At 64.9% G+C, this 15,835-nt stretch carries 20 protein-coding genes and 2 tRNA genes; 8 read left to right on the top strand and 14 right to left on the bottom strand.

Annotated elements, in window-relative coordinates; genetic code table 11:
* Window positions 1–455 (bottom strand): GTP-binding protein (locus Q0330_RS02220; protein ID WP_299473761.1); only part of this gene is annotated, 455 nt, incomplete at its 3' end.
* A 261-nt stretch (window positions 456–716) separates the two neighbouring features.
* Between Q0330_RS02220 and ihfA the strand changes: the two genes are divergently transcribed.
* The 4 genes from ihfA to Q0330_RS02200 all read left to right on the top strand — a co-directional run bounded on the left by ihfA (window position 717) and on the right by Q0330_RS02200 (window position 2,958).
* The gene (gene ihfA, locus Q0330_RS02215; protein WP_299473758.1) at window positions 717–1,019 is read left to right on the top strand and encodes an integration host factor subunit alpha; all 303 of its coding nucleotides are present in this window, start codon (window positions 717–719) and stop codon (window positions 1,017–1,019) included.
* A gap of 1 nt (window position 1,020) precedes the next feature.
* Window positions 1,021–1,668, top strand: coding sequence for a MerR family transcriptional regulator (locus tag Q0330_RS02210; RefSeq protein ID WP_299473755.1), 648 nt, complete (start codon window positions 1,021–1,023; stop codon window positions 1,666–1,668).
* 78 nt (window positions 1,669–1,746) lie between these two features.
* A tRNA-Pro gene (locus Q0330_RS02205) sits at window positions 1,747–1,824 on the top strand.
* A gap of 54 nt (window positions 1,825–1,878) precedes the next feature.
* Window positions 1,879–2,958 carry a 2'-deoxycytidine 5'-triphosphate deaminase gene (locus Q0330_RS02200; protein ID WP_299473752.1) on the top strand — a complete coding sequence of 360 codons (1,080 nt, stop codon included), beginning with the start codon at window positions 1,879–1,881 and terminating at the stop codon, window positions 2,956–2,958.
* On the opposite strand, the gene Q0330_RS02195 is transcribed toward Q0330_RS02200, so the two are convergent.
* The 8 genes from Q0330_RS02195 to Q0330_RS02160 form a co-directional block, all read right to left on the bottom strand.
* Complete coding sequence (locus Q0330_RS02195) at window positions 2,939–3,172, bottom strand: hypothetical protein (protein WP_299473749.1); 234 nt, start codon at window positions 3,170–3,172, stop codon at window positions 2,939–2,941. The genes Q0330_RS02200 and Q0330_RS02195 overlap by 20 nt on opposite strands.
* Window positions 3,169–3,825: an SMC-Scp complex subunit ScpB gene (scpB, locus tag Q0330_RS02190; protein ID WP_299473746.1), complete on the bottom strand. Its 657-nt coding sequence runs from the start codon at window positions 3,823–3,825 to the stop codon at window positions 3,169–3,171. The genes Q0330_RS02195 and scpB overlap by 4 nt, the downstream gene beginning before the upstream one ends.
* A complete protein-coding gene (locus tag Q0330_RS02185) occupies window positions 3,822–4,613 on the bottom strand; it encodes a ScpA family protein (protein ID WP_299473764.1) in 792 nt (263 codons plus the stop codon). The genes scpB and Q0330_RS02185 overlap by 4 nt, the downstream gene beginning before the upstream one ends.
* Window positions 4,614–4,753: 140 nt before the next feature.
* On the bottom strand, window positions 4,754–5,749 hold the full coding sequence (locus Q0330_RS02180; protein ID WP_299473743.1) for a glycoside hydrolase family 3 N-terminal domain-containing protein: 996 nt from the start codon (window positions 5,747–5,749) through the stop codon (window positions 4,754–4,756).
* Window positions 5,749–6,831 carry an SPOR domain-containing protein gene (locus tag Q0330_RS02175; RefSeq protein ID WP_299473740.1) on the bottom strand — a complete coding sequence of 361 codons (1,083 nt, stop codon included), beginning with the start codon at window positions 6,829–6,831 and terminating at the stop codon, window positions 5,749–5,751. Before Q0330_RS02175 ends, Q0330_RS02180 begins: the two co-directional genes overlap by 1 nt.
* Window positions 6,832–6,896: 65 nt before the next feature.
* The gene (argS, locus tag Q0330_RS02170; RefSeq protein WP_299473737.1) at window positions 6,897–8,642 is read right to left on the bottom strand and encodes an arginine--tRNA ligase; all 1,746 of its coding nucleotides are present in this window, start codon (window positions 8,640–8,642) and stop codon (window positions 6,897–6,899) included.
* Window positions 8,643–8,693: 51 nt separating this feature from the next.
* Complete coding sequence (locus Q0330_RS02165; RefSeq protein ID WP_299473734.1) at window positions 8,694–9,350, bottom strand: GntR family transcriptional regulator; 657 nt, start codon at window positions 9,348–9,350, stop codon at window positions 8,694–8,696.
* Window positions 9,351–9,381: 31 nt separating this feature from the next.
* Window positions 9,382–10,065: a SprT family zinc-dependent metalloprotease gene (locus tag Q0330_RS02160; protein ID WP_299473731.1), complete on the bottom strand. Its 684-nt coding sequence runs from the start codon at window positions 10,063–10,065 to the stop codon at window positions 9,382–9,384.
* 83 nt (window positions 10,066–10,148) lie between these two features.
* On the opposite strand from Q0330_RS02160, the gene Q0330_RS02155 reads away from it, so the two are divergent.
* From Q0330_RS02155 to Q0330_RS02145, 3 genes are all read left to right on the top strand, one after another.
* A complete protein-coding gene (locus Q0330_RS02155) occupies window positions 10,149–10,469 on the top strand; it encodes a TIGR02300 family protein (protein ID WP_299473728.1) in 321 nt (106 codons plus the stop codon).
* 59 nt (window positions 10,470–10,528) lie between these two features.
* A complete protein-coding gene (locus tag Q0330_RS02150) occupies window positions 10,529–10,921 on the top strand; it encodes a DoxX family protein (RefSeq protein ID WP_299473725.1) in 393 nt (130 codons plus the stop codon).
* A 165-nt stretch (window positions 10,922–11,086) separates the two neighbouring features.
* Window positions 11,087–11,162 (top strand) — tRNA-Ala (locus tag Q0330_RS02145).
* 253 nt (window positions 11,163–11,415) lie between these two features.
* Here Q0330_RS02145 and Q0330_RS02140 read toward each other — a convergent pair.
* From Q0330_RS02140 to Q0330_RS02125, 4 genes are read right to left on the bottom strand one after another with little or no spacing between them, the layout of a single operon-like run.
* Window positions 11,416–11,607, bottom strand: coding sequence for a DUF2158 domain-containing protein (locus Q0330_RS02140; RefSeq protein WP_299473722.1), 192 nt, complete (start codon window positions 11,605–11,607; stop codon window positions 11,416–11,418).
* A gap of 29 nt (window positions 11,608–11,636) precedes the next feature.
* Window positions 11,637–12,707, bottom strand: a complete 1,071-nt coding sequence (locus tag Q0330_RS02135) for a hypothetical protein (protein WP_299473719.1) — start codon at window positions 12,705–12,707, stop codon at window positions 11,637–11,639.
* Complete coding sequence (locus Q0330_RS02130; RefSeq protein WP_299473716.1) at window positions 12,707–13,246, bottom strand: hypothetical protein; 540 nt, start codon at window positions 13,244–13,246, stop codon at window positions 12,707–12,709. The genes Q0330_RS02135 and Q0330_RS02130 overlap by 1 nt, the downstream gene beginning before the upstream one ends.
* 1 nt (window position 13,247) lies before the next feature.
* Window positions 13,248–13,826 (bottom strand): HK97 family phage prohead protease, encoded by a 579-nt coding sequence (locus Q0330_RS02125; protein WP_299473714.1) that lies wholly within the window; start codon window positions 13,824–13,826, stop codon window positions 13,248–13,250.
* Between the two features lie 23 nt (window positions 13,827–13,849).
* On the opposite strand from Q0330_RS02125, the gene Q0330_RS02120 reads away from it, so the two are divergent.
* The gene (locus Q0330_RS02120; protein ID WP_299473711.1) at window positions 13,850–14,491 is read left to right on the top strand and encodes a site-specific integrase; all 642 of its coding nucleotides are present in this window, start codon (window positions 13,850–13,852) and stop codon (window positions 14,489–14,491) included.
* Between the two features lie 68 nt (window positions 14,492–14,559).
* On the opposite strand, the gene Q0330_RS02115 is transcribed toward Q0330_RS02120, so the two are convergent.
* Window positions 14,560–15,756, bottom strand: coding sequence for a hypothetical protein (locus Q0330_RS02115; RefSeq protein ID WP_299473708.1), 1,197 nt, complete (start codon window positions 15,754–15,756; stop codon window positions 14,560–14,562).
* Window positions 15,757–15,835 lie beyond the last annotated feature (79 nt).

Here is a 15,835-nt window from a genome sequence, read left to right as displayed (position 1 = left end):
TCGCGGCTTTCGCGGTCCATCTTGTTGCAGAAGGTCAGGATCGGCAGGTCGCGCAGGCGGCAGACCTCGAACAGCTTGCGGGTCTGGCTTTCGACGCCCTTGGCCCCGTCGATGACCATGATCGCCGCATCCACCGCCGTCAGCGTGCGATAGGTATCTTCCGAAAAATCGCTGTGGCCGGGCGTGTCCACCAGATTGAAGCGGTATTGGCCATATTCGAAGGACATGGCCGAGGCCGAGACCGAGATCCCCCGGTCCTGTTCCATCTTCATGAAGTCCGAACGCGTGCGCCGCGCCTCGCCCTTGGCGCGGACCTGACCGGCCATCTGGATGGCGCCGCCGAAGAGCAGGAATTTCTCGGTCAGCGTGGTCTTGCCGGCATCCGGGTGGCTGATGATGGCGAAGGTGCGGCGGCGGGCGATCTCGGGCGGCAATTCGGGGCGGTTGGCGGTCATCGGGCTTCCTTTCCTGCCCGCGCCATCTATCGCGCCTGCGCCCCGCCCGCAAAGGGAAAAGGACGCGACGGCGGCCCTGACATTTCCTGGCGCGTCTCTGCGCGCGTCAAGGCTTGATTGCGTCCATTTTGAACCGAACGGTTCTGCCATGACCAATAAAACTTGGCTTTTTCGAAACTTGTCGGGAACGGAACTGCGGCTGGCTGGTTGACTCGGGAATTTTGAGTAAGCAATCTATCTGGCATCCCGACGAGGTGAGCGATGAGTGACAAGACCCTGACACGCATGGATCTGGCCGAGGCCGTCTTCCGCGAGGTAGGCCTGTCGCGTCACGAATCCGGCCAGTTGGTCGAAAGCGTGCTGACCCATATCTCGGACGCGCTCGTCCGGGGCGAACAGGTGAAGATCTCGTCCTTCGGCACCTTCTCGGTCCGCGACAAGAACGAACGCATCGGTCGCAACCCCAAGACCGGCGAAGAAGTGCCGATCACGCCGCGCCGCGTGCTCAGCTTCCGGCCTTCGCATCTGATGAAGGATCGCGTCGCGGACGGCAACAAGTCCTGACATGAAGAAGGCAGCCGAGGCATTCCGATCCATTGGCGAGGTCTCGCAACTGGTTGGAGTCGCGCCTCATGTGCTGCGCTACTGGGAAAGCCAGTTCCCGCTGTTCTCGCCGGTGAAACGCCGGGACGGGCGGCGTTACTATCGCCCGGATGACGTGAAGCTGGCCGCCGGATTGTGCGAATTGCTGCGCGAGGAAGGCGTGTCGATCCGCGGGGCAAAGAAGCAGATGCAGGCGGATCGGGGTGCGGCACTTAAGGCGCGCGGGGCGGCGCGGCTTGATGGCACCCTGGCCGATGGCGCGGCTGCCGCACCACAGCCGGCCGCAACCGCAGCGCCCGAACCCGTTACGGCCCCGCCTGTCGAACCCCCGGCAGCCCCAGTTGGCGCCTCCGTTGAAAAGCGCACCGCCCCGCCCGCCCGCAAGCGGAAGCTCGCCCCGCCCGAGACCCTGCCGCTGTTCCCCGAGCTTGGGGCGCCCACCGTCGCGGACGATTCGCCCGACCGGGCGAACGCGCCGGCATCGGTCGACTGGCTGGGCCGGCTGGTGGCGATCTGCACCACCCTTCAGGACCGCCCCGCCATACCTGCCGAAGCGGCCTCGGAACAGTTGAGCCGGCTGGCACGGGCACGGCGCGCGCTTGCGAACTGAACCCGCCGCGCACGATCCGCATTTTGTCGCCCGGCCCCCCTTGTGTCCCGACCGCGCTTCGCCCTATATGGCCGGCGTCGGGCCGTGGCGCAGTCTGGTTAGCGCGTCCGTCTGGGGGGCGGAAGGCCGCGAGTTCGAATCTCGCCGGCCCGACCATTACCGAAACGCCCACCTCTTACGGGGTGGGCGTTCGCATATCCGGGGCATGGCATGAGCGGCGTTCTTCCTGACACGAAACTGCGGGAACTGATCGAAACGGGCGCGATTTCCGCCACGCCCGCGATCACCGATGCGCAGATCCAGCCGGCCAGTCTGGACCTTCGGCTGGGCCTGCAGGCCTGGCGGCTGCGGGCTTCCTTCCTGCCCGGCAAGGGCCACCGGATCGAGGATCGCCTGCCCGATTTCGAGATGCACCGGATGGATATCTCGAACGGGGCGGTGCTGGAAAAGGGCTGCGTCTATCTGGTCCCGCTGATGGAGCGCCTGCGCCTGCCCGAAGGCATCACCGCCGTCGCCAATGCCAAAAGCTCGACCGGGCGGCTGGACCTGCTGACGCGGCTGATCACCGATGACGGGACCGAGTTCGACCGCCTGCCCGAAGGCTATGACGGCCCGCTTTACGCCGAGATATGCCCGCGCAGCTTCTCGGTTCTGGTCCGACCCGGGATGCGGCTGAACCAGTTGCGGCTGCGGCAGGGTCAGGCGGTGCTGGACGATCCAGCACTTCGCGCCCTGCACGCGGCAAGCCCGCTTGTCGGCGGCCCGGCGCTGATCGATCAGGGGCTGGGCTTCTCGGTCGATCTGCGCCCCGAGGCCGGCGATCTGGTCGGCTTTCGCGCCAAGCCGCATAGCGGCGTCGTCGATCTGGACCGGATCGGCGCCTACGATCCGCGCGAATTCTGGGATGCGCTGCACAGCCGGGATGGGCGGCTGATCCTCGATCCCGGCGCCTTCTATATCCTCGTCAGCCGCGAATCGGTGGCGATCCCGCCCGATTACGCGGCCGAGATGGCCCCCTATCTGGCCATGGTCGGCGAGTTCCGCGTTCATTATGCCGGTTTCTTCGATCCGGGCTTCGGCATCGGCCCAAGGGGCCACGGCGCGCGCGGCGTGCTGGAGGTCCGCTGCCACGAGGCCCCTTTCGCGCTGGAGCACGGTCAGGTCGTCGGCCGGCTGGTCTATGAGAAGATGCTGAACCGGCCTGCGCGGCTATACGGGCAGGACATCGCCTCGAACTATCAGGGTCAGGGGCTGAAGCTGGCCAAGCAGTTCAGCGAATTCTCCGGGTGATCCGCGCCGCCTGACGGGCGCGCTTGACCATGGCGCGGGTATCCTTCTGCGCCTTCAGCGCCTGCTGACGCTCCTCCGGGGTCATCTGGGCCGGGTCCTTGCCGCGATTGGCGGCATATTCGATGCCCTTGGTGATGCCGATGGCCACCGCCGCGCGGGTCGCGGCGCGCATCAGGTGGCGGCCAAAGACATTCATGAACTGGTTCATATTCATGCCCCATCCTCCTCGCCGAACAGGTCGCCCGGGCGGGTTTCATCGCTTATATCATCATCCGCATCGTCGCGCACCACCGGCACCGCCAGATCCGAGGGCGGACGGCTGTCCAGCAGCCCCGCCGCGCGCAATTCGCTGAGGCCGGGCAGGTCGCGGGCGGTTTCCAGCCCGAAATGGTCAAGGAATTCGTCGGTCACCACGAAGGTAACAGGCCGCCCCGGCGTCATCCGACGCCGGCCGATGCGCACCCAGGCCAGTTCGATCAGCTGATCCAGCGTCCCGCGAGAGGTGGCAACGCCACGGATCTCCTCAATCTCGGCGCGGGTGACCGGCTGGTGATAGGCGATGATGGCCAGCGTTTCGGTCGCGGCGCGCGACAGGCGGCGGGTCTCGACCGTTTCGGTCTGCATCAGGAAGGACAGGTCCGGCGCGGTGCGGAAGGCAAAGGCTTCGCCCACGCGCGCCAGTTCCACCCCCCGCCCCTCATAGCGGCGACGCAGCCGCGCCACGGCCTCAGCCGGGTCTGCACCCTGCGGCAGGCGCTCGGCCAGATCGCGCAGGCTGACCGGCTGGGCGGAGGCAAACAGCATCGCCTCGACCATGCGCTCCTGCTCCTCCAGGGGCGGCGGCGGAAATTCCAGATCGTCAGTCATGATGTCTTGGGTCCGTCCTGTCCGGGCCTGCGGCGGATGGCGATGGGGGCAAAGGTCTCGGCCTGCCGGATCTCGACCCGGCCCTGCTTGGCCAGTTCCAAAGTCGCCGCGAAGGTGGCGGCGGTGGCCGAACGCCCGCGTTCGCCGCCGCCCCAGCCCTCGGGCAGGAATTCCAGAAGCGAGGTCCATTCGCCGGCAAAACCGATCAGGTGGCGCATCCGTTCCAGCGCCTGCTCCATGGTGAACACGTCCTTGCGGTCGAAGGCATAGGGGCGGAATTCGTCGCGGGTCTTCAGCCGGGCATAGGCGCGCATCAGGTCGATCAGCCCGACCTCATAGGTGACGCTGCGCCGTCTGGCGATCTGTTCAGGCATCCCGCGCACGAAGCGGCTCTGCCCCAGCCGGTCGCGCCCCATCAGCCGGCTCGATGCCTGCCGCATCGCGTCCAGCCGTTCCAGCTGGAAGGCCAGATGCGCCGCCAGATCCTCGGCCGAAGGGCCCTCTTCCTCGGGATCGGGGGGCAGCAGCAGCCGCGATTTCAGGAACGCCAGCCAGGCGGCCATGACCAGATAATCGGCGGCGAGTTCGATGCGAAGCTGGCGCGCCTCCTCGACAAAGGCCAGATATTGTTCGGCCAGTTGCAGGATCGAGACCTGCATCAGATCGACCTTCTGCACCCGGGCGAGGTTCAGCAGCAGATCGAGCGGGCCTTCATAGCCGTCGATATCGACGATCAGCGCCTCTTCGGCGCGGCGCTCCTCGACCGCGCGCGAGATTTCCAGCGGCAGCTGTTCGGGGCGCGTGCCGCGATTTGCGGGGCGCAGGGGGGTGACGTTATCGCTCAACCTAACCTCGCGGGATCAGGGCCGCAGGTTCGGCCCTGCCCGCCCGGCTGTCAAGCCGCAGCCGGACCGCACTCGGTCCGCATTCAGGCCGCAGGCCATTCCACCTGCCCGCCAAGGGCGCGATATTCGGCCAGCAGATCGGCGGCGGGGACCGTATCGGGCGGGCACCGGAAGCCAAGCGCATGATCGGCCCGGCGGATCGCGTCGGGCGTCATGTCGCCGGCATTGGCGACGACATCTTCCATCTCGTGCATATGGCCGTGGCAATGCAGGATCAGGTCGATCCCCGCCGCGATCGAGGCGGCACTGCGTTCGCCGATGCTTCCCGAAAGCCCGTTCATCGAGATATCGTCGGTCATCAGCAGCCCGTCGAAGCCGATTTCCCTGCGGATCACCCCGATCATCCGGGCCGAGGCCGTGGCGGGCATGGGGTCGATATCCTCGAAGCGGATATGCCCGCTCATCCCCATGGGCAGATCGTTCAACGCCCGGAAGGCGGCGAAATCGGTCCGCGAGAGTTCCTCATGCGAGGTGGTGACCACCGGGGTTTCGTGATGGCTGTCGGCCACGGCGCGGCCATGGCCGGGCATATGCTTCATGATCGGCAGAACGCCCGCCTCCAGCAACCCGTCGGCCACGGCGCGACCGCGCGCGGCCACGTCCTCAACCGTGCGGCCAAGGCAGCGGTTCTGCAGGAAGGGATGGGTGGCGTCATTGGCGATGTCCAGCGTCGGCGCGCAATCGCTGTCAATGCCGACGGCGCGCAATTCCTGCCCGATCAGGCGATAGCGCAGGCGCATCGCCTCGGGCCCACGCAGGGCATCGTCCAGGGGCGGCAGCCATTCGGCCCAGTGCGGTGCCCGCATCCGCTGCACGCGCCCGCCTTCCTGATCGACGGTGACGATGGCATCGCGCCCGACCGCATCGCGCAGGTCATTGGTCAGGCGGCGCAACTGATCCGGGCTTTCGACATTGCGGGCGAACAGGATAAAGCCCCAGGGATCGGCCGAGCGGAAGAAATCCCGCTCGGCCTGACTGAGTTCGGTGCCCAGAAGCCCGAAGATCGCCGCCGTCGTCATTATTGCGCCGATGCAGGATAGCAGTCGGTGCCTTCTGCGATCAGCGCGGCGCAGAAGCGGCGGGCATCGTCGCGCGAAGCGAAGCCGGCGACGCGCAGGCGATAGAAGGTGCGGCCGTTACGCTCGGTGCTCTGCACGATGGGCGACTTGCCGGCAAAGAGCGAGGAGAAGCGGCCCGAGATCCGGCCCCATTCGCCATTGGCGATGGCATCGGAATCGAAGGCACCGATCTGCACCAGGGGCGAGCCCGAGGCAACGCTGGCCTGCTGGACCGGCGCCGGTTCGGGCGCTTCGGTCACGGCCTCGGCCACGGCGGCCTCGACCGCGGGGGCCTGTGCCGCCGGGGCGCTCTGCGCGCGCGAGGCGATGGAGGCCGGACGGCGCGCCGGACGGGCGGCTTCGACGGTGGCCACAGGCATCACCGGCTCGACCGCCTCGGTCGCGGCCATATCGACCAGGGCCGGATCGTCGGCGGACACGATGCCGAGCGAATTCAGATCGGTGGTCAGCCCGGCGGCCAGACCCGCCGCCGCATCGGCGTCCGAAATTGCCACCACGGGATTTTCGGGGGAAACCGGCACCATCGGATCGGCCATGGCCGTCATCGCGCTGACATCGGCCAATTCGCCCATGGCGACATCGTCCTCGGCCAGCCCGGTCGGGGCGGGGGCGATGGCGATCTCGGCGCTTGGCGGAACCTCGACGCCGGCCGCAACCTCGTTCACCGACAACCCGCCATTGCGGGCCAGTTCTCCGCCCGGATCGTCGGGCGCGGTGCGCGCCTCGCCCTGCACGGCACGGATCACCGGCACGCCCGAGACATCGCGCGCCACCAGCTTGTAGCCCCAGACCACCAGCCCGACCAGAAGCACGACCGAGACCACCGCGCCAAGGTAATGGGTCAGCCGGCCAAGCCGCGCGCCCAGACCTTCGGGATAATCCTCGGCATATTGCTGGTCTTCGTCATACCAGCCGTATTCCTCGTCGTAATCGTCCTGAGCCTGATGCTGATAGGGGTATTGCCGCGCCTGACGAGGCGCAGAATCCGCGAATCGGCCCGTGCCGAAATCGGTAACTACCATACGATGCCTGCCTGCCGGGTGCCCGGCTGTTGATTACTGCCCGATCCCGGCCAGGGCACCTTTTGTCAGCGCATTTCCTTGGCCGGAGTCACCCCAAGAATAGCAAGACCTGACGAAATGACAACGCCAACTGCACGAATCAGCGCGATTTTTGCCGCCGTGGCCGCCAGATCGCCTTCCTGAACGAATCGCAGGGACAATTCGTCATTGCCGCGATTCCACAGCGAATGCAGGGAACCGGCCAGATCGTAGAGGTAGAACGCGACCCGATGCGGCTCATGCGCGATGGCCGCCGCCTCGATCAGGCGCGGATATTCGGCAAGCTTGCGGATCAGTTCCAGCTCGGCCGGGTGCGACAGGCGCGACAGATCGGCCTGTGTCAGCGCCGCATCCGAGGTGTCGACGCCAAGTTCCGCCGCCTTGCCCATGACCGAATGCACCCGGGCCGAGGCATATTGCACATACCAGACCGGGTTGTCCTTGGACTGTTCCAGCACCTTGTCGAAATCGAAATCCAGCGGCGCGTCGTTCTTGCGGGTCAGCATGTGGAAGCGGGTCACGTCGCGGCCCGCCTGTTCGACCACGTCGCGCAGGGTGATGAAGGTGCCGGCGCGCTTCGACATCTTGAAGGGCTCGCCGTTCTTGAACAGTTTTACCAGCTGGATCAGCTTGATATCCAAGGGCACCCGGCCATTCGACAGGGCCTTCACGGCGGCGTTCATGCGCTTGACATAGCCGCCATGATCGGCGCCGAACACGTCGATCAGCTGGTCGAAGCCACGGTCGATCTTGTCCCAGTGATAGGCGATATCGGGGGCGAAATAGGTCCAGCTTCCATCGGATTTCATCACCGCCCGGTCCTGATCGTCGCCGTGATCGGTGGACCGGAACAGCGTCTGCTCGCGCGCCTCCCAATCGTCGGGCAGCTTGCCTTTCGGGGGTTCCAGCACGCCTTCATAGATCAGCCCGGCCGAACGCAGCCGGTCGATCGCCGCCTCGATCCGGCCCGAGCCGTAAAGCGCCTTTTCCGAAGAATAGACATCCATCTTCACATTCAGCAGCGCCAGATCCTCGCGGATCATCTGCATCATCGCTTCGGTGGCGAATTCGCGGATCTCGACCAGCCATTCCTCTTCCGGCCTGTCGATCAGGCTGTCACCATACCTGGCCTTCAGCGCCTCGCCCACCGGGATCAGGTAATCGCCGGGGTAAAGCCCCTCGCGGATCTCGGGTTCCAGCCCGTTCGCCTCGCGGTAACGCTCATAGGCCGAGCGCGCCAGCACATCGACCTGCGCCCCGCCATCGTTGATGTAATATTCGCGGGTCACGTCATAGCCGGCGAAATCCAGCAGGCTGGACAGCGCATCGCCGAAGACCGCGCCCCTTGTATGGCCGACATGCATCGGCCCGGTCGGGTTCGCGGAAACGAACTCGACATTGATCTTGATCCCCTGCCCCAGATCCGAGCGGCCATACCCCTCGGGTGCCGCCAGTGCCCCCCGGATCACACCCTGCCAGACCGACGGATCGAGGCGCAAGTTGATGAAACCCGGCCCCGCCACCTCGGCCGAGGTGATGCGGGCATCCCCGGTCAGATGCGCCGCCAGCTTCTCGGCAATGTCGCGCGGCTTCATCTGCGCGGGCTTGGCCAGCACCATCGCCGCATTGGTGGCCATGTCGCCATGGGCCGCATCGCGCGGCGGCTCGACGGTGACGTTTTTCAGGTCCAGACCGAGGGGCAGCTCGCCCGCCGCCATCATCCGGTCGATTGCGCCGGTCACGACCGCGCGAATATCGGCAAAGAGGTTCATGATCTTCTTCCGCTTGTTCCCGCCTGCGATAGCCCCGCCCGGCCCCAAAGGTCAACGGGGGGCGGCATCCGCAGCCAGATGGCGCAGCCCATGGGTGACATCGGCGCGGATGGCAAGGCGCAGCCCGGGCTCGTCCCCCGCCTTCAGCGCGGCGATGATCAGCCGGTGATGGCGCGGCGGCTCGTTGCGCTGCACCCGGCCGTAAAGCGCGCGCATCGTCGGGCCAAGCTGCAACCACACGGTTTCGACGATGGCCAGCATCGCCGGCGCCTGCGCCCGCAGATAAAGCATGCGGTGAAATTCCAGATTGCTGCGGATATAGGCCACGGCATCATGGCGCATGACCGCATCGGCAATGGTGCCGTTCACCGCGCTCAGCCGGTCGATCAGCGCGAAATGGGCGCGCGGCAAGGCGCGCGAGGCCAGTTCCGGCTCGATCAGCGCGCGCAGGGCGGCCAGTTCCTCGATCCGCTCGACCGACAGTTCCGGCGTCGTCACCCGCCCCGAGGCCGACAGCGTCAGCGCCCCCTCCGCCGCCAGCCGGCGCACGGCCTCGCGCGCGGGCGTCATCGAGACGCCATGTTCAGCGGCGATCCCGCGCAGGGTCAGCGCCAGACCGGGCGGCAATTCGCCGACAAGGATCCGCCCGCGCAGATTGCGGTAAAGCCGCTCATGCGCGGCGGGCTCGGCGGGTCTGGCGACAGTCATCCGGCATTTGTGATCACAAGTTCGGGTGCCGTCAATCCTTGAACTGCCAGGCCTGCAGTTCCGATCCATGCCGACGCAGCCAGGCCCGGTGCGGATCGTGCCCCGGCATCAGCCGGGCGACCTCGGCCCAGAAGCGCGGCGAATGGTCCATATGGGCCAGATGCGCGACCTCATGCGCCGCGACGTAATCCAGCACCAGAGGCGGCGCCATCGCCAGCCGCCAGGAAAACATCAGCCGCCCGTCCGAGGTGCAGCTGCCCCAGCGGGACCTCGTGTCGCGCAGGCACATCGCCCGGGGCTTGCGGCCAAGGGCCTCGGCATGACGGTCCACCGCCTCGCGCAGGGCGACATGGGCGCGGTGCTTCAGCCAGGCCTGAACCGTGGGCCCGACGGGCCTGCCCGCCGGCACCGCCAGAATGCCGTCCTGCAGGCGCACCTGGCGCAAGGGAAGCGCACGCAGCAGCACCGTCTGCCCGGCCACGGGAAACTGCACCCCATCCACGACCAGTTGCGGGCCGGGCATGGCCGCCACCGTCCGGCGCAGCCAATCGGCCTTGGACTGCACGAATTCCCGCCCCGACGACAGGCTGGCCCGCATCGGCAGGGTCAGCACCACGCTCCCGCCCGCACGTGGCACACGCAACGTCATCCGCCGGGCGCGTGCATTGCGCCGCACGGAAACCTCGATACCGTCTATATGGATCTGCTCGGACATTGCCTGCGGATAGGCCTTTACAGCTTGATGGGCTTGTGGCAGGGGGACGCAAATTTACCTAACCGCGGCGTAAGGAGATTACCATGCCCAAAGAGGAATGGGGCACGAAACGCCTCTGCCCGCATTGCGGAGCCCGTTTCTACGACCTCCGGAATGACCCGATGACCTGCCCGGCCTGCGGGACCGAGTTCACCGTCGAAAGCCTGGCCCAGGGTCGCGGCCGCTCGCTGGTTTCCGAGAAGACGGCCTCGAAGGACGAGGATCAGGACGACGACCTGATCGACGACGATCTCGACGATGACGACAGCGGCGATATCGACGACGATCTGCTGGAAGACGATGACAGTGACGACGATGTGTCGCTGGACGACATCGCCGACGTGGCCAGCGACGACGAAGACTGATCCCGCGCGCGGCGGCATCCCCGCCGCGCCGCCCCCCTCCGGCGTCGGAGCCCGAGAAGATGAGATCCCTGACCGCCCTCTCGCCGCAGATGCTGAGCCTGCTGCGCATCGTCGCGGCGCTGATCTTCATGGCCCATGGCAGCCAGAAGATCCTGGGCGTCCCGGCCGGCAGCATGGCTGCGCCCGCCTTCATGTCGAAATTCTGGATCGCGGGCATGCTGGAGCTGATCGGCGGCGGGTTGCTGGTCCTGGGCCTCTTCTCTCGCCCGGTGGCGTTTCTGCTCTCGGGCCTGATGGCAGTCGCCTATTGGACCGCCCATGCGCCGCAATCCCCCTATCCGGTGCTGAACGGTGGCGATGCCGCGATTCTCTATTGCTTCGTCTTTCTCTACATCGTTTTCGCCGGCCCCGGCCCGATCAGCCTCGACCGGATCATGGGCCGGGATCGCTGAGCGCAAACGACTTGAAAACGCAGCAGAAAGCGGGACCGGAACGTCCCGCTTTTCCTTTTTCAGACGGGCCTTCGGAAAGTCGAATTTTCCGCTTGCGCCCCCCCGCGCCACCCCCTATACGACCCCCCACGGCAGCGGCGCAACGCGCGGCGCCAGACCTCCGGTGGGGCCATAGCTCAGTTGGTAGAGCGCTTGAATGGCATTCAAGAGGTCAGGGGTTCGACTCCCCTTGGCTCCACCAATAAAATCAGACAGTTACAAGATCGGGCTTCGACAAAAAGTAAGGCGATACTCGGTCGGGGTAACGTTTGGGGTAACGAAGATCAGATTTCGTTCAAGCTGGCGGTGCGGACGTCCCGTCGACTCCACGCGCACAGAAAAGGCCGGGAAGCACTGCCCCCCGGCCCATTGATCGCCCCCGCTCAGCAACGTGGCGATCCGCGCGCCGGGCAAGGAGAAAACCCGTTGCGCCAAATGCGAAAACTATTCGTATTTCACACCGCCAGCGGCATTGCGTTACCCTTCGCCCTCCGTGCCTTTTCCAGCGCGCCAAAGGGGAAGGTCGCGGACTTCAGTTCGGTGCCGACGAACCACAGGCACCGCGCCTCGGTTGCGAAGGCTCCGCCCGCGCCGCCATAGGTCATCACCGGCCCGCCGGATTTCAGCTGCACCAAATCGCCTGGCATCAGTTCATTTTGCATTTTTCTCTATCCTTTCAATCCGCCCAATCAATGAAGTTCTCGGCATCCTTGAGCGCCGCCGCGTCCAGCCCTGCCGCCTTGGCCTCTGCCAGCGCCGAAAGCATGGTCGCGAAGGCCCGCGCCTTGCCGCCCGCGTCGAACGCCTGCATCGGGCGAACCAGATCGAGTTTTACGGCCTGCCCGATTTTCTGTGTCGCCTCCTCTGCCAGCAGCATCGCTATCGGCTGCAAGACGATCTGCGCCAGATGCCGCTGCGCCTCGCGGACAAGCGGTCCCTGCGCATTCTCGGCAAACAGCCCGGGCAGAACACCATAGCTGGCCATGATCGCCCCTCGGGCCGCTGTCAGCGTCTCGCGTGGCATGACGCCCTGAATATCCGGGGTGACGCCCGATGCCCGCCAGTCCTGGGCCGGTGCCGGGCCACCCGCCGCCGCGACGTTGACGCTTTCGCGCATCAAGATCTTGCCTCGCCTGCCACGGAAGCCGCGCGCCAGCGAAGACAGGTCGTTTTCCGGCGCCTCGGGGAATGGCACGATCTGCGAACCGATTGGCCCGTCGCGATAGACATCCCGCAGCGCGGTCTCGACCTCTTGCAGCAGCTCCGCCGTCAGGCTGGCCCGGTGCAGGGGCGAGGTTCCGGCCCAGGGTGCCGCCGCGCTCGATCCGATGGCGCAATGAATGACCTCGGCAGCCAGAACGGTTTCCGACAGCCCGCCGCCAACCTCGGAAATGCTGACACGATAGGCGGACGGGATGCCCTGCCGGGTCTTGATGTCCCAATCGCTCACGGGCAAGAGCCGGTCGCCCCGGATCACGAAGACCGATTCGCCACGAAGCGCCATCATCCGCGCGAACAGCGCCAGATTGCGGCGGGTCAGAAGCCGGGTGCCTTCCACATCAGCCAGCGCGAAAGCCCCTTCCCAGAGGCTGACGCAGCTTTGCACGGTCGCGGTCAGTTCTCCGACACCGGAACCGCCTGCCAGCCATTCGGCCCGCGCGGCGATCAGGTCAGAGGTGTATCCCATCGCGACAGCGCGGGTTTCGACAGGCGCATTGCCGCGCCGGAACAGGTTCATAATGCCCATCACTTCAATCTCCGATAGGGGCGCAGCAGATCAGCCGCGCCGGAATGTTGCAGCGCCTTGCCGATCCAGTCGGGGTTGCGGGCATAGCTTTCCGCAATGGCCCCGCCCATGTTGAGGGAGTGGTTTGCCACGCCCGCCCGGTCGGGTTCGTCCGCCATGTATTCGGCCAAGCGCCGGAACGCTTCCATGACAGCCGCAGGCACGTCACCGCCGCCCACGTCCGCCGTGATCCGATACGGCCCGTTGCCGGGAAGGTCATAGCCGCCCCAGGGGGATGCCGCCGGGGTGCATTCGGCCCATGCGCCACTGTCCCAGATCTCGACCGTGTTCAACGTGGCGGGCGACAGGGGGGCTTCCCATTCGCCTCCCCCCTCGACCGTCCAGACCACTTCCCGCGCGGTCCAGCGCCTCCGGCAATAGGCTTCCAGTCGCTGCCAGATCGCATCCGCATTGAGCGCCGCCGCAGCCGCCGAAAGGCTTGCCGGTGACGCGGGATAGTTGGCCGGGATGGCCTCGACCTCTTTCAGTGTCACCGCCATGTCACGCCCTCCACCGGCTGGCAGGGTGCGCAAAATTGCGCAGACCCGGTTTCGTGTTTTCAGGCACCAGCAGCCCGCCTTCGGAAGGCGTCCAGTTGCGTTCCTCGACCTGCGTATCGGGATAGGCCGGGCGCGTGACGAACGAGAACTCGTAAAGCAACGCCGCGAAGATCGTCCGAATCAGCGCCATGCCAAGGGACGGGTCTTCCTCCTCGACCTTCTCGGCCTCGGGCACGGCGCGCTCAGGCGGGATGCGGAAGCCCGGCGAAATCCCCATGACAAGCCCGGCCCGGAACCCGGCAAGAAAGTCCATCACATAGCTGACCCGCTGCATTTGAGGCGTGATTTCCGCCTCGAATGTCACCGCGTCGTCACCGTCCCGAATGTCCAGCGTTCCTGCCGATCTGGACGCAAGGGGCCGGTCATAGCTATGCCCGATCAGGATATGAATGTCTTCCTCAGGTCGATTGATCCGATAGGCGAAGGCGCGCGAGGCCATGATCTCCTTGCGCGGCCTGCCGGTGCGGCCACCGTCCGAAAGGACGGCAGCCCTGGCGGTCCTGTCTGTCGCAGCGATCACGCCATGAACCCGGCAATGTGGTGATGAACGATGACTGGCGCTTCTGGCTGCCATTGCTGGGCCTGTGGACGGGGGCGCGGTCGAACGAATTGGGCCAGCTTCTGCTATCCGACATCAAGGAAGAAGACGGCATCGCCTATCTTCACGTCATCGACGATACCGAGGGCAAGCGGGTGAAGACGGCCCATGCCCGGCGCAAGGTGCCGATCCACGACCAGTTGAAGGCGCTGGGATTTCTGTCCCTTGTCGCGGATCGAAAGCGCATGTCGCGGCCAGAAGATCGGCTGTTCCCGGACCTCAAGGTCGGTGCCAAGGGCTATTACTCGCATAACGTCACCAAGTTCTTCTCCGATTATCTGGTCAAGATCGGGATCAAGACCGGGAAGAACTCATTCCACAGCCTGCGTCACAGCTTTCAGGACGCCTGCCGCCACGCGAAGATGTTCCACGGTCACCGGGAAGCCATCGCCGGGCGCGAGGAAGGCGGCGTGGGTGGCAACTATGGTAGCGGCCATGACCTGAGCGATCTGAACGCGTCCTTGCAGGCGATCCGTCATCCCTCCGTGGACTGGTCGGCCATCCCCTGCTACCTGCCGCGCGGTTCGGGGGCGATGACCCAGCACCCTTGTCCGCTGGGGGATAATGGCTTTTCGGCAGTCGGGTGATGGGGTGTGATGGCCCTAGGCTGTCGTTCGAAGCGGTCGCTAACGCGGCCCTTCGTCTGATTTTCGCCCTACTCAATCGTTGGAGGAGTCTCATCGCCAGTATCTACCGTGACGGACAAATTTTCCGCAGCATCAGGAGCCGACCCTTCGAGGCTTTGATCCGCTAGACTATCGGCAATCTCGCGCAAAATGTCTGCGATAGCCGCGTCAGCGGCCTGTTCATCCGCAGACGCGGACTCCTGTAAATCGTTCATGCGCTTCATTTGAGTCGCCATACCGTCAAACGATTGCTGCAACTCGCGCACGGCTTCAGTGTTGGCACGGACAGCTTCATCTTTATCTGTTATACGCTCTTCAATTTGCAGCGCGAAGGCCAATAGGAACATTAAGATATTGATAACCATAGAGATCGTGGCGTAGCGACGATGAAAAGCCGCCTCAACTTTGGCGTCCTTGGCCGCTTCACGATATTCGTCAACAAGAGCCTCTTGGGCCGCGATGCTGCGGGCCAACATCTCTTCCAGTCGCTCCGGGATACCTAGCCTGAGCGCAACTGACGCGGCTTCCTTCGCCGCACTAAAAGCAGAGAACTGTTCGCTGATAAGGGAGGTGGCGGTCAGAATCTCGTCGTTGAAGGCTGGGTGGATACCCAGAACGCTTGCCGCGTCAGCGGCAGCCAAAGCGGAGCCGATACGATCAATGCCTAATGCATCATATACATTATCCATGCGCGGGATGAGAACGCTATTCAGATCGAAGGAAGTAACGGCTTCAATCGAACGCCGCCTATCCGCGAACATATCGATGTGCTGGAACATCAAGCGATGGTTTTCACGCATTTCTTCCATCAATCGTGAAGCTTCTGTCTGAGCGCCCAACAGATGGCCCATGTAACCTTCTGGTAGGCCGCCTAGCGCTGTTCTGCGTGCTTCTTCTATCGCCACCTGTTCAGCCATGAAATGATCCATGCCAGCGCCCGTCAGAGCGGAAAAATGATCTTGGACGCCAGTTGTCGCTGAGCCGTAAATGGCATCCCTAATCTGATCTTGGGTGCTATTGATACCGCTTGCATTTATTGCATCTAGTATGCTGTTCACGGAATTCATGGCGTCTTGAAATGCGCTCGCGCCGCCTTCCGACAATTCCTTGAGTTGTTTTTGCAGCCGCTTATCCGAAATTGCGCGTTCTTCATTGCTCATTTCCAAGCCTAGCTTGGATAGGTCGAATCGCTTGGGCTTCTGTTCGTCAGAATGGTTTTCACTCATCGTCGATCTCTTGCCCTCGCTGCGCTAGTGTTCGTCACCTGACGGATGATTCCCTGCGGGGGTGAGATGTGTCATGCTC

The sequence above is a fragment of the uncultured Paracoccus sp. genome (assembly GCF_937873615.1).
In the GTDB taxonomy this organism is placed as follows: Bacteria; Pseudomonadota; Alphaproteobacteria; order Rhodobacterales; family Rhodobacteraceae; genus Paracoccus.
This window is presented reverse-complemented; position numbering and strand designations above follow the sequence as displayed.